This is a genomic window from Anaerobacillus alkalidiazotrophicus (genome assembly GCF_001866055.1).
In genome coordinates this window covers 1-13994 of record NZ_MLQS01000025.1, presented here as the reverse complement: position 1 = coordinate 13994, position 13994 = coordinate 1, and the positions used below count along the sequence as shown (strand labels likewise).

Below are 13994 nucleotides of genomic sequence, written 5' to 3'. Positions count from 1 at the left end.
CAATTGTTTACAATACCTCTGAACGTAACACGGAACACCTTCCCCCAACATAAATACTTGAAAGCTATCAATAGACTTTATAAAACTTCTATTCATAAATACATCTAAGACACGGATAAAATTTAAGAACCAGTAACTTTCTGAGGCAGAAGAGTTACTGGTTCTTTTGTCGTATCTCCTCCTTAACGGAAGAATACGATATTAATTATCAAAATTTAAGGCCTTTTTTTCAAAGTGTCCTTGACATAGAGACCACTTTATATTAATACTGCAAGAGGTGCTGTTATTAATGAAAAAGCTCTAATTAAAGCCTTACAAGAAGAGAAAGTTGCCGGTGCAGCAATTGATGTAGTCGAACAAGAACCAATAAATTTAGATAATCCTTTACTCAAAATGGAGAATGTTATTATAAACCCACACGTTGCTTGGTATTCAGAAGAAGCACAGGAAGAGTTAAAACGAAAAACAGCTCAAAATGTTGTAGATGTACTGAGTGGTTATTTCCCAAGATATATAGTAAACAATTCTGTAAAAGATTTACTAGATTTAAAAGTGATGTGCAAATGAAATAAAATTAATCGAACTGATTTGAACTTAAGAGTCATAGACCCCCACCTCTAAGCGTAGCGTAGGTGGGAATTTCCATTCAGGTGGAGTTGAGATTACATCTGAATTTTCGATGTTCTAGCGAAGCTAAAACGAGTTCTCTAATAAAACCAATCTTTGGAATGCTGGGGATTGGTTTCTTGTATATGGAATTTATAATAATAAAAAACTGTTATAAATGGCATAAAACGTATTGTTTTTGATACAGCTTTATTAAGTGGAAAGGAAATTTACTATTTTTGAAGGGGAATATTAGTTAACTGGAGAAAGTAAAATTATCAGCTAATTGCATAATTTTGGAGTTACTGAAAATATCATAAAAAAGAGGATTCCTTAAAAAAAATAAAAATCATAACAACATGTACGTTGTTGTAACGATTAGTTAGGGTGAGCAAATTGAAATTAATTGCAATTGATTTAGACGGAACATTATTATCTGATGATGGAACTATTAGTCGAGAAAATAGAGAGGCAATTTATGATGCACAGAACCAGGGGAATATTATTACAATTTGCTCTGGGCGTTCCCTTCATGATACACAAAAAATTTTATTAACTGCTGAAATTGATTGTCCAATTATTACTGGTAATGGAGCGATTGGATTTCATTCAAATAAGTTCATTCAAAGACTTGTATTACCAGATTGTGTTATTAATGAACTTCTTCCGGTGTTAGAACAAAAAGGCTATTATTACGAACTTTATACTAACCAAGGAATTACATTACTAGAAAATGGTAAGAGTAGATTAGAAAATGAGATTCTCTCAATGAAAGAAAGTGATTTGGAATTTCCGGTTGAATGGGCAAATAACGAAATAAATATTCAATTACGACAACATGGGATTAGTTATATGAAGCATTATCAAGATATCAATATATCTGAATTAGAAATATATAAAATTTTTGTCTTATCCTTTAATAAGGATTACTTGAAAGAACTCGAAAACATGCTAACCGGGAGGCAAGATCTTTCACTAACTACCTCAGGGTGGCATAAACTTGAGATCGCCCATAAAGAAGTAAGTAAAGGAAATGCATTAACTTATATGGCTAATCATTTAGATATTCCTATGAAAGATACAGTTGCGATTGGTGATAATCTAAATGACCTTGCAATGTTCAAAGTAGCTGGAATGAGCATAGCGATGGGTAACGGAGAAGAAGAAGTCAAAAAACTAAGTACATATACAACACGTAATTATAATGAAGACGGTGTAGCCTATGCTTTGAGGAAATACGTATTAAAACAAGGGAATGAGTGAACTAGTCACCACTTAGCTAACGCTAGAAGAGTGCGACTTCTTGGTTAAACTCTCATTAAATTAAGTTGTTTTAAAATATGTACGAAGGGGAGAGGTGAAATGAAATGAACTATGTATTAGAGGTACCTCCAAGAATTGTGACTGGTTGGGGAACAATTTCTACTATTGGTAGTGAAGTTTCTACCATTGGGGAAAGAGTCATGGTTATTCATACAAAAAGGTTGGTTAATTCTAGTCTCATTGAAGAGATCCTTCTTGATTTAAAGAACCATGGTGTTTATGTAATTTGTGAGCATGTATCTTCAGGAGAGCCTACCGTTGAACAAGTTGAAATGGTGTTAAAAAAAGTCGAAGAGCAAAATTGTGACTTTGTGATTGGAGTGGGTGGGGGAAGTGTGTTGGACCTAGCGAAGGCAGTGGCGGGACTTAAATTTCCAAATCGAAAGCCTGTTAAAGATTATTTCTATGGGGAGAAAATCCCCCAGAAAGGGATTCCATGGGTAGCGGTCCCAACAACTTCCGGTACAGGTTCAGAAGTAACGCCGAATTCGGTCTTGTCTGATGAGAAAAATGTGAAGCTAAGTATTAGAGGAGATAATTCCTGGCTAGCAAAAGTTGTCATTCTAGACCCTCAATTAACAGTATCATCACCAGCAAATGTAACCGCCTGGAGTGGAATGGATGCATTAACACAAGCGGTTGAAGCCCACACATCAAAAGGAGCTAACGCCTTGACTGAACCATATAGTCTTAAAGCGACTACTCTTATTGCCAACAGTTTGATGGTGGCATATAAACATCCAGAAGATCAAAAGGCGAGAACAGACATGGCATTAGGTAGTTTATTAGCAGGGGTAGCTTTAGCTAATGCACGCTTAGGTATTGTTCATGGAGTCGCTCATTCGATAGGGTTACACTTTAACGTCCCTCATGGATTAGTGTGTGGTACTTTACTACCATGGGCGATTGAGTATAACCAAGACGTATCTAGAGACAAATACCAAGAAATTGCCCAGGCAAACGGTGTTGGAACTTCTGCTAGTGATTTAGAGAATTGGGTGAGAACGATCAACATGGAGTTAGGTATCCCTTATTCTATAAAAGAATTTGGAGTTGCGAAAAAAGACTTAGATCGAATCGTGGAAGAAAGTATGCCATCAGGTTCATTAAAGGCAAATCCACGAACAACCTCAAGAGAAGAGTTGTATGAGTTTTTGGCTAAGCAATTATAATATTTCTGCGAGGAAAAGCAAAAACACTAGGAAGTAACGTTTTTTTCCTAGTGTTTTTGTGTCATAATCAGAATTTATCCCACTCTTAAGGGGCAAGTAAGACCCCCACCTCAAAACTTAAGAAAATCGAGAAGTTTAGGTGGGGGATAAAGGAAAACCCCCACTGATTGAAGTTCAGCTTTATAAATTTCTAACTTGGAAACTGTCTAGCTTCAGCGCCTACGAGCTCGGTCACTTCAGTCAAGCAACGGACTTCAATTACTGCTTGAGATCCTTCGTCGATTAGCTTCATGCATCTTTGCTTCGAGGAAGCTTGCTACGAAGCTATGCTAGAAGACGCAGAAGCACGCGGAAGCCAAAGAGCGGCTTCTGTCAGAGGACTTCCAGTGCCTTTCGCACGTGACCAAGGCGCTTGCGCTTTTCTTAATTTGTTGATCTTACGGGTTAGTTCGGACAGGAGATCCGCTATTTCTAAGAAAACCCCCATTTTATTAAGCTATGTGGACACTGAGTTCGTTATTTGCTTAAATTCTTTAAAAATACTTAATAGAATCATAGATTAGCGGAACGAGTGTCCGTTCGTTTCTAAAAAAAGCATATTTTGCAAAAATAACGGATCTGTAGTCCACTTCAATATATACACTGTAGTATTCATTAGAAATCAATTAAACTTCTTAAAAAAACATCGAAATAATTAACCCAGACAATAATAATATTAACGCTCCACCTAGTCTAGAGGCGATTTGGGCAAATGGCATCAATTGCATTCTTTTTGAAGCTGATAACACAGCGACATCTCCAGTTCCACCCATATTTGCCATACAAAGTCCAGCGGTAATCGAAGATTCAATCGGATAAAATCCAACGAATCTACCAAAAAGTGCAGCACCTAAAACGGCACCTAAAACAACTCCACCTACAAGAATTATATATTGGAAGCTAAGAGCAGCAAATACAGCGTTTAAATCTGTAAAGGCCACACCGATCCCAAATAATAATGCAAGTGTCCAAGTCTTTGCTACAAATTGATACCATTGACTCGCTCCTTCCACAATACTTTCAGGAATAAGATTCGCAATTTTTACGATAGCTACAAGGATAATCATGAGAGCATATGGATGAAGAGGAATAAAATCTCCAAGAAGTTGACCGACTGCAAAGAAAATCAATGCGGCCACTAATCCAACTGCCATTTTCTGAATATCAAAATGCTTAGTTTCATCTTTCTCTAATTCGAATCCTTTAAGTAATTGCCCGTTTCCTGATAAAGAAGGTACTTTATTACCAAGTTTATTCAACAAACTTGCCATTATAATTGCAAAGACATTTCCTAACGCTAAGGCAGGTACAAGCATAGAGATATAGTAGCTAGGCGAATTACCGAGTAATTCTGAGTAAATTTGAGCCATTGGAATTGCCCCTGCCCCCATACCACCACCGAGAATAGGTAGTGCAATTACTAAAATAGCATCCTGCACTGTGAAATTGATAAGAAAACCGATAATACCTGCAATGACCATTGCCCCAATAACCGCTCCGAAAATCGGTACAAAGTAGCGAGCGCCGATTTTTACTAATACTTTCGAATTCATCCCGAGAATACTACCGGTAATTAAAGCAGCAATATAAAAATCTAGAAAGCCACCTGCAGTCATAAAATCTGTAACTGAACTTGATACTGTTTCAGGTAAAATTCCACTATAGACCATATAAGCTGAACCAAAAATAGCTACAATGGCCCCACCACCTAGATAGCTCTTTACGATAGGTGTTCGGTCTCCAATCCATCCAAGTGTTTCGCCAAAAATAATCATGACTAATAAAGTGCCAATCATTCCACCCGGGAGATTCCCTGTATAAACACTAATTATGGTTAGTACAAAAAATAGAGAGAACCATAAAATAGGGATATTAAAAATTTTAGATTGTTTTTTCGGTCGAAGTTGATGTAAGTTTTTACTATTTATATTAGTTGTATCTGTCAATTTCTTTGCCGTTTCCACCATTGATATACTTCCTCCTTAACGCTGTTTTGTTTATCCTGAATTTTTCTTATTTAGTATCTCTATTAATATCTATGTTAAAGGGTGGAATGCGTTTTCAACCTTAGGTTCATCATATGAACTATAATCAGTTTAAGAAAGATTTTGTAATTAAAAAAACTTTTGTAATTAAAAAAAGTGACGTTGGCCGCTTTTTCTTAGAATGGATAGGTTTGTTCTAAATACATTATTTAGATAAAACTCGAAAGATTGCTAGATGTAATTGATTGACTCATTTCAGCAAGATGAAACATCGGAAAATCAGGTGGAGAGTCTACTCCACCTGATTGGAAAATCCCACCTATGCTACGCTTAGAGGTGAGGGGCTTTGACCCCAAAAAGAAATTCAGATAAATGGTGTAATCATTTACTTGCTTTTTAATAACAGGAAAAGAACGATAAATTTAAAAATTCATTATAAACATATAATTCCGAGTCGAAATTTGTCAGTATTCACAAACTTCCCATATTTATAGCAACAATAATGAAAAAAAACATATAAAATAAAAAAGTATAAGGTGGAAGAAAATAATTATAACTAAACTCGTAAATAGGAGTTGCCAAAAATGAAGTTCATAAAATTCAAAGATTTTCCATTGCGAATAAAAACTATTTTTCTTGTATGCTCGGTCATTATATTAGCGCTTTTTGTTACGAATTATCTTACAAGTAAAAGTATTGAAAGTACAACGATAAGTAATATTGAAGAAAAAGCAAGGGATGTATCAAGAACTATGGCACTTTCTCCTAAGGTTATTGGTGGATTAACTGGAGAAATAGAGGACACTGTTTTACAAGATCACGTGGAACAAGTTAGAAAAGCTACTGATGTTCTATTTATTGTTGTCTTGGACATGGATCGAATTAGAAAGACCCACCCGCTAAAAGAGCAAATTGGTAAAAGATTCGTAGGCGGGGATGAGCGACTTGTTTTTCAAGGGATTGAAAATATTTCTATAGCTGAAGGTACATTGGGGCACTCTTTACGCTATTTCACTCCAGTTTTTAATGATAATGGAGAGCAAATTGGGGCAGTAGTAGCTGGTTTATTACTTGAGGATGTTGAAAGAGCTGTAGCAGAAAATCGAGCGATTTTGATTATTGGGACGGCATTAAGTTTATTGGTTGGAATATTAGGAGCTATTTTTTTAGCGGAAAAAGTTAAAGAAATTTTATTTAGAATGGAACCAAGTCAAATTGCTCAGCTTTTAGAGGAAAGAAGTGCGATGCTTCACTACGCCAGAGAAGGAATTGTGGCTATCGACTTGGATAGTAAAATTACGTTAATGAATAGTGAAGGAGAGCGCTTGTTCAAAAAAATTAGTCATCATGATGGACAATTTGTAGGTAAAAAAATTGAAGATATTTTTCCTAATTCTCGTATGAACAATGTATTAGTAACAGGAATAGCTGAGCTTGACCAAGAAATTTCTTATAACGGAATTAACTTACTCGCAAATCGAGTCCCGATTTATGTAGATAAAAAAATTGTAGGTGTAGTAGCAACTTTCCGCGATAAAACAGAGTTAAAAAAGCTAGCAGAAGAGTTAACAGGAGTGAAAGTTTACGCAGATGCATTGAGAGCACAAACACATGAATTTATGAACAAATTACATGTGATTTTAGGAATGGTTCACATGAAATGTTACGATGAACTTGTAGAGTTTGTCAAAAACACAACAACTAAACTTCAGGAAGATGTGGGCTATATAACAAAGCATGTAAAAGATCCTATTTTAGCGGGTTTTGTTCTAGGTAAATTAAGTTATGCAAGAGAACGTGGAGCGAACTTAATTTTTAAAAAGGATTGTTACGTTCCTATCGCTAAAAATACTGATGATACTCATGAGTTAATTACAATCTTAGGCAATTTAATTGATAATTCTTTAGACGCAGTACAAGGTTGTCATACAAAAAAAATTGAAGTTTCCGCAAAGTATAACGATAATTTCATCTATATTAGGGTTAGCGATACTGGGGTTGGTATTTCTGATAATCACCTTGAAACTATCTTTCAAAAGGGATATTCAACTAAAGGAAAAGACCGTGGGATGGGATTATACCTTATTCAACAGAGTATTAATAGGTTGAATGGAACGATAGATGTCATATCAGAAGAGGGCATAGGAACAACGATTGATATTCAAATCCCATACGAAGCCGAGGAGTGATAGAATGTTAAAAGTTTTAATAGTAGAAGACGATCCTATGGTGGCTGAGTTCAATCGGCGTTATTTAGAAAAGATTGAAGGTTATGAATTAGTAGCAATCGCACCATCTGTTGATGATGCGATAAATATATTAAACGAAAATAAAGTTCATTTAATTTTGTTAGATATTTATATGCCTAATAAAACTGGTTGGGACCTACTTTCAAAAATAAGAAGCAATGATAAAGAAGTAGATATTATTGTCATTTCTGCAGCCTGTGATAATGAAAGTATACAAAAAGCACTACGGTTTGGTGTAGTTGACTATTTAATTAAACCATTTGAATTCGAACGTTTTTGTACAGCCCTACAAGATTATAAAGCTGATAAGTCTATGATTGATAAGCAGACGAAATTAAAACAAGAAGACCTAGATAATCAGTTTTTTAATAAAAATCATAAGTCAGTTCAATCTCTTGAGTTACCAAAAGGTTTAACGAAAAATACGTTACAATTTGTGTGGGAGAAAATAAAATTAATGGAAATATCACCGTTCTCTACAGAAGAGTTGGCAAATGAGGTAGGGATATCAAGAGTTTCATTAAGAAAGTATTTAAACTTTATGAATGATATTAATATATTGAAGACAGATATTGTTTACGGAACAGTAGGCAGACCGGTCTATAAACACCAACTAATTTCATCGGATGAAGAAATAATTAAGAGGTATTTGTAAATATCACCACACTAGATAAAACTAAGGCTTCCAATCCGAATTAGAAAAGGAGAGGTCTTAGTTTTTTTAGTATTCTGCCCATCTCTTTTCAATCTATGATATAAAAATACCAAAATTAGTTATGTAACTTTTGAAAGCAACTTTGTGGATGGTTTCACTTTCATTATTTACTTAATTTTTTTCTAACTTTCAATAACTATCTATTCACCCTCCTTTTAAGTAAATTAAAGTTGAAATAATTATTGATCAAAAATAGGTTCTAGTTTTGTTAAATCTTTTCACATAGATTAGGAAGATTGAATAAGTCAACGTTAATTATTTCTACCTAGTCTAAATTTTTTTGTCCATATTTGTGAATTTATTCACATTCACAAAATGTTCACAAATGATCAGTAATTATGACTTGAAATTCTTGTGTTTTAATTAATTTAAAGGGAGTGAAGAAAATGGCATTACCACAACAGCAAGCTGAAAAAATGCATAAAATTTATGCAAAACAACCATTAAAAAAGAAAAGTGAAGTGAAATTATTACCTTTATTCATTACTTTAGCAGTTGGATTTATCATTTGGAATATTACGCCACCTGCAGGATTAGAACCTCAGGCTTGGCAACTTTTTGCTATTTTTGTCGCAACAATTGTTGGTTTAATTATTAAACCAATGCCAATGGGTGTTGTCGCTATTTTAGGATTAACCACAACCATAATAACAAAAACGTTAACGACAGGTGAGGCTCTAAGTGGGTTTAGTAACTCTGTCATTTGGTTAATTGTTATTGCATTTTTTATCTCTCGTGGGTTCATCAAAACTGGTTTAGGTACGAGGGTAGCGTATTTCTTTGTTATGAAGTTTGGTAAGAAAACACTAGGTCTTTCTTATTCATTACTACTAAGTGATTTATTATTAGCACCTGCAATGCCGTCTAATACGGCTCGTGCTGGTGGGATTATTCTACCAATTATTCGATCTTTATCTGAAACATATGGTTCACGCGTTGGTGATGGTACGGAAAGAAAAGTCGGAGCATTTTTAACAAAAGTAGCATTCCAAGGTGACATGGTCACTTCTGCCATGTTCTTAACGGCAATGGCTGCTAACCCGCTTGCCATGAGTTTAGCGGCTGAAATAACTGGTCAAACGATATCTTGGACTGGATGGATGGTTGCTGCATTAGTACCAGGTGTGATTAGTTTAATTATAATTCCTTTAGTTATTTATAAGCTTTATCCACCTGAAATTAAGGAAACCCCAGGTGCGTCTCTTTTAGCAAAACAAAAGTTAGAAGAAATGGGTCCATTGAAAACGTCAGAATGGTATATGGTTGGTGTTTTCTTCTTAATTTTAGGATTATGGATCTTCGGTTCAAATATTGGTATTGATGCGACTACAACAGCATTTATCGGTCTCTGTACGCTGCTTTTATTTCAAGTTTTAACATGGGATGACATTAAAAACGAACATGGTGCTTGGGATACACTTGTATGGTTTGCGGCTCTAGTTATGATGGCAACATTCTTAAATAGCTTAGGAATGATTCCTTGGTTTAGTAATTTAATGGGAAGTACAGTTTCTGGAATGTCATGGATGGTTGCGTTAGTCGTTCTAGCGATCGTTTACTTCTACTCTCATTACTTCTTTGCTAGTAACACGGCTCACGTAAGTGCGATGTATGCAGCATTCTTGGCAGTATTATTAGCTGCAGGAGCTCCACCGTTATTAGCAGCATTGTTACTTGCATTCTTTAGTAACTTATTTTCTTGTACGACTCACTACGGATCAGGACCAGCACCAGTATTTTTTGGAACAGGTTATGTGTCACAAAACAAGTGGTGGTCGATTGGGTTTATTATTTCTATCATTCACATTATCGTTTGGCTCGGAATTGGTGGAGTTTGGTGGAAGATATTAGGTCTTTGGTAAGGTTCGTTTTGAGAGAAAAAGAAAAGATTATAATGATGTAAGCTTTATATTGTTCAAACTGTGATGATTGCATGTCACAGTTTGAACAAAAAAAGTTTCAGTACATTAGGAGGTAAAGGTAAATGAGTGAATTAATCACGAAAGTCCGTGAAATATCTACAAAGCAAATTACTGAAACAGTAAGAAGTTTATGTATGAAGGCAGCCTGTGATCTGCCAGAAGATGTTGAAAAATTAATTGAAGAGGGATTACAACAGGAAGAATCTCAATTTGGAAAATATAGTTTAGAAAAAATCTTGAAAAATGTAAAACTATCAAGAGAAGAAGATGCGCCAATGTGTCAAGATACTGGGATGACAGTTATTTTAGTAGAAGTTGGGCAAGATGTACACATTGTAGGTGGTAGTTTGGTAGATGCAATCAACGAAGGTGTTCGTCAAGGGTATGAAGATGGCTATCTTCGTAAGTCAGTTGTTGCTGATCCAGTTTTAAACCGCAAAAACACTGGTGATAACACACCTGCTGTTATCCATACAGAAGTGGTGCCAGGAGATCAACTTAGAATTCAAGTACTTCCTAAAGGTGCTGGAAGTGAAAATATGGGTGCTGTAAAAATGTGTAAACCTTCAGAAGGTTTAGACGGAGTTGTTGACTTTATTGTTAACTCTATTACTCAAGCAGGTGGTAATCCTTGTCCACCTGTCATTGTCGGAGTAGGAATTGGTGGCACAATGGATAAATGTACACTTTTAGCGAAAAAAGCTCTTGCTCGTCATGCTGGTGAACCGCATCCGAACCCAGAGTATGCTGAGTTAGAAAAGAAGTTATTAGAAAAAATCAACAAACTTGGAATTGGTCCTCAAGGATTTGGTGGTAAGGTTACAGCACTTGCTGTTCATATTGAAACATATCCAACTCATATTGCAATGATGCCTGTATGCGTTACGTTAAATTGCCATGCAGCCCGTCATACTGAAGCATACCTTTAAGGAGTGAATCCAATGGAAACGATAAAAAAAATTACGACACCATTAACATATGAACAAGTAAAAGACTTAAAAGCTGGAGATCAAGTTTCGATTACAGGAGTAATTTATTCAGCTCGTGATGCAGCGCATAAAATTTTAGTGGATACGTTGGCTGAAGGAAAAGAACTTCCAGTTGATTTTAAAGATCAAGTTGTTTATTACGCTGGTCCAAGTCCGGCAAAACCAGGGAAAGTGATCGGTTCCTGTGGTCCAACAACAAGTGGAAGAATGGACGCTTATTCTCCTACTATGATGGAACAAGGGTTAAAAGGAATGATTGGAAAAGGTCCGAGAAGTAAAGCGGTCATTGAATCTATGAAAGAAAATGGTGCGGTTTACTTTGCGGCAATTGGTGGAGCTGCAGCTTTAATTGCAGATACAATTCAAAAAGTAGATATTGTTGCCTTTCCTGAATTAGGACCTGAGGCAATTAGAAGAATGGAAGTTGTGGATTATCCATGTATAGTAGCCATTGATTGTGAAGGCAATGATTTGTATGAGCTTGGGGTCCAACAATACAAACAAGTAGATTAATAGACTAAAAGGGGGATTACCGATGCTAACTTATGATGTAATAGTAGTTGGAGCAGGTGGAGCAGGAATGATGGCAGCACTTTCTGCGAGTGAAGATAAAAGTTTAAAAGTTGCATGTATATCTAAAGTATTTCCGACAAGGTCACATACCGGTGCAGCTCAGGGTGGAATTAATGCAGCAATGGGGTACCGTGATTCAACGGACTCTCCTGAAAAGCACTTTATGGATACAGTAAAAGGGAGCGACTTTTTAGCTGACCAAGATGCAGTTGAATTTTTCACTTCAAAAATGCCAGAAATTATTTCCGAATTAGATTATTATGGTGTACCTTTCTCACGAGATGGAAATGGTAACATCGCGCAACGTCCGTTTGGTGGAGCATCTAGTCCTAGAACATGTTATTCTGCCGATAAAACAGGACACGTTATTCTTCATTCAATTTATGAACAATGTTTAAAAAATGATGTGGAATTTTTTGATGAGTGGATTTTACTTTCTTTAGTAGTAGAAGATGGAAATATGACTGGAATAGTTGTCATGGATATAAAAACAGGTGACATCCTTCCAATGAAAGCAAAATCAGTAGTTATTGCTTCTGGTGGTTTTGGAAGAACGTATTGGAACAGAACGACAAATGCCATCAACATGACTGGGGATGGAACAGCAGCATGTTTTAACGCTGGTATTCCTTTAAAAGACCCTGAATTTGTTCAGTTCCATCCAACAGGGTTAGCTTCAACTGGAATTTTATTATCCGAGGCCTGTCGTGGTGAAGGTGGTTATTTATTAAATAAAGATGGCGAACGCTTTATGGCTCGTTATGCACCAGAAAAAATGGAATTAGGACCACGTGATTTAGTTTCTAGATCAATTGAAACTGAGATTAAAGAAGGACGTGGTTTTGGTGAAGGCATGAATGCCTATGTGTTAATGGATTTACGACATTTAGGTAAAAAGAAGATCATGGAACGTCTTCCTCAAGTTCGCGAACTTGCGATGGAATTTGAAGGTGTTGATATGCTAGAAGAACCTGTACCGATTCGTCCAAGCTGTCACTATATGATGGGTGGAATTCATGTTGTTGATCCACAAACACTAAGTACTCCAATTGATGGTGTTCATGCTGCTGGTGAGTGTGCATGTGTGTCCCTTCATGGTTCGAATCGTTTAGGTGGAAATTCTGTAGCAGATGTTGTTTTATTTGGTAAGTATGCAGGGATTGGTGCGAAAGAAACAGCTCACCGTCGCTCATTTGGTTCAGAAGTTAAACTTGAACTAGAAACGGAAGCATGGAAAGAGAAATTCAAAACAATACGAAATAAAAAAGATGGAAAAAATATCGTAGAAATCCGAAATAAAATGGCTCAAACAATGTGGGATAACGTTGGAATTTTCCGTGATGAAGTGGAAATGAAACAGGCATTAAAGGATATTAATCAGTTAATTAATGAATACAAAGATACGTTTATCGGTGACCCAGCAGTTCGTTACAATATGGCATTTGTAAACTATGTTGAAATTGGTAACTGTCTGACTTTAGCAAAAGCGATTGTCATGGCTGCTATTAATAGAAAAGAAAGTAGAGGGTCACATACAAGAAAGGATTATCCTACTCGTGATGATGTTAATTTCTTAGCCCATACACTTGTTCACAAAAAGCAAGATCAGTATGAGCTTGAATATATCCCTGTTAAGATTACAAAGTATAAACCAGAGGAGCGAAAATACTAATGGAAAAATTTATTTTTAGAATTCATCGCTATGACGGGACAACCAAGTGGGTTCAAGAATATCAATTCCCTTATGAAAAAAATAAAACTGTCCTTTGGGCATTAACAAAAATTAAAGATGAAATGGATCCGACATTAAACTTTACTTCTGCCTGTCGTCACGCTATTTGTGGGAGCTGTGGAGTAAGAATTAACGGAACATCTTATCTAGGCTGTAAAACGCCACTAGATGAAATCATCGAAACGTTCGAAACAAATGTTTTAACATTTGAACCGTTACAAAATTATGAAGTAATTAGAGATTTAGTTATTGATTGGAAGCCAAAAGTGGAGAAGCTTAAGCTTGTTAAGCCATGGTTAATCCCTTCTGAGGACGGAAGTGTAGAGAAAGGCTTTAAGCAAAGTGAAGCAGAATTTGCGAAAATTGCTTCACCAACTGCCTGTATTCTTTGTGGGGTATGTACATCAGAGTGTGGACAGCTAAATGTAAATGATGGTGGGTATCTTGATCCGTTCGTTTTAAATAAAGCTTACCGTTTTGCTGTTGATTCAAGAGATGCTGATCCACTACAACGTATTCAGCCAGTACTAGAAAATGAATTATGGAAATGTATTCACTGTATGCAGTGTGTAACGAACTGTCCAAAAGGTATTCCGTTAACAGACCAAATTGCCTACTTACGAAAAGTTTCGATGAAAATGGGTGCTAAAGATAACCAAGGTGCTCGCCATGCTTATGCATTCTATGAT

The 13994-nt window shown here is 36.0% G+C and carries 10 protein-coding genes and 1 pseudogene; 10 read left to right on the top strand and 1 reads right to left on the bottom strand.

The window, feature by feature from the left end; genetic code table 11:
* Positions 1–255: 255 nt before the first annotated feature.
* From BKP45_RS21740 to BKP45_RS15490, 3 genes and pseudogenes are all read left to right on the top strand, one after another.
* A pseudogene (locus BKP45_RS21740) lies at positions 256–567 on the top strand (NAD(P)-dependent oxidoreductase); the annotation flags it as partial.
* Positions 568–1002: 435 nt separating this feature from the next.
* Entirely contained in the window at positions 1003–1869 is an 867-nt protein-coding gene (locus tag BKP45_RS15495; RefSeq protein WP_071390608.1) for a Cof-type HAD-IIB family hydrolase, read from the top strand.
* 104 nt (positions 1870–1973) lie between these two features.
* Positions 1974–3101 carry an iron-containing alcohol dehydrogenase gene (locus BKP45_RS15490; protein ID WP_071390607.1) on the top strand — a complete coding sequence of 376 codons (1128 nt, stop codon included), beginning with the start codon at positions 1974–1976 and terminating at the stop codon, positions 3099–3101.
* Positions 3102–3775: 674 nt separating this feature from the next.
* Here BKP45_RS15490 and BKP45_RS15485 read toward each other — a convergent pair.
* Complete coding sequence (locus tag BKP45_RS15485) at positions 3776–5107, bottom strand: 2-hydroxycarboxylate transporter family protein (protein WP_071390606.1); 1332 nt, start codon at positions 5105–5107, stop codon at positions 3776–3778.
* Positions 5108–5709: 602 nt separating this feature from the next.
* On the opposite strand from BKP45_RS15485, the gene dcuS reads away from it, so the two are divergent.
* The 7 genes from dcuS to BKP45_RS15450 form a co-directional block, all read left to right on the top strand.
* Positions 5710–7314, top strand: a complete 1605-nt coding sequence (dcuS, locus tag BKP45_RS15480; protein WP_071390605.1) for a DcuS/MalK family sensor histidine kinase — start codon at positions 5710–5712, stop codon at positions 7312–7314.
* 4 nt (positions 7315–7318) lie between these two features.
* Entirely contained in the window at positions 7319–8029 is a 711-nt protein-coding gene (locus BKP45_RS15475) for a response regulator (RefSeq protein ID WP_071390604.1), read from the top strand.
* A gap of 485 nt (positions 8030–8514) precedes the next feature.
* Positions 8515–9951: an anion permease gene (locus tag BKP45_RS15470; protein WP_245747536.1), complete on the top strand. Its 1437-nt coding sequence runs from the start codon at positions 8515–8517 to the stop codon at positions 9949–9951.
* A gap of 122 nt (positions 9952–10073) precedes the next feature.
* Complete coding sequence (locus BKP45_RS15465) at positions 10074–10940, top strand: fumarate hydratase (protein ID WP_071390603.1); 867 nt, start codon at positions 10074–10076, stop codon at positions 10938–10940.
* A gap of 12 nt (positions 10941–10952) precedes the next feature.
* Positions 10953–11513 (top strand): Fe-S-containing hydro-lyase, encoded by a 561-nt coding sequence (locus BKP45_RS15460; protein WP_071310834.1) that lies wholly within the window; start codon positions 10953–10955, stop codon positions 11511–11513.
* A gap of 22 nt (positions 11514–11535) precedes the next feature.
* Positions 11536–13245 (top strand): FAD-binding protein, encoded by a 1710-nt coding sequence (locus BKP45_RS15455; protein ID WP_071390602.1) that lies wholly within the window; start codon positions 11536–11538, stop codon positions 13243–13245.
* Positions 13245–13994, top strand: a 750-nt coding sequence (locus tag BKP45_RS15450) for a succinate dehydrogenase/fumarate reductase iron-sulfur subunit (protein WP_071390601.1), incomplete at its 3' end; no start/stop codon positions are given. The genes BKP45_RS15455 and BKP45_RS15450, both read left to right, overlap by 1 nt.

Excerpts from the sequence above, each read along its gene's own strand:
- BKP45_RS15490 (WP_071390607.1), top strand. The coding sequence starts at position 1,974 with ATGAACTATGTATTAGAGGTACCTCCAAGAATTGTGACTGGTTGGGGA.
- BKP45_RS15485 (WP_071390606.1), bottom strand. The coding sequence starts at position 5,107 with ATGGTGGAAACGGCAAAGAAATTGACAGATACAACTAATATAAATAGT.
- dcuS (WP_071390605.1), top strand. The coding sequence starts at position 5,710 with ATGAAGTTCATAAAATTCAAAGATTTTCCATTGCGAATAAAAACTATT.
- BKP45_RS15475 (WP_071390604.1), top strand. The coding sequence starts at position 7,319 with ATGTTAAAAGTTTTAATAGTAGAAGACGATCCTATGGTGGCTGAGTTC.
- BKP45_RS15465 (WP_071390603.1), top strand. The coding sequence starts at position 10,074 with ATGAGTGAATTAATCACGAAAGTCCGTGAAATATCTACAAAGCAAATT.
- BKP45_RS15460 (WP_071310834.1), top strand. The coding sequence starts at position 10,953 with ATGGAAACGATAAAAAAAATTACGACACCATTAACATATGAACAAGTA.
- BKP45_RS15455 (WP_071390602.1), top strand. The coding sequence starts at position 11,536 with ATGCTAACTTATGATGTAATAGTAGTTGGAGCAGGTGGAGCAGGAATG.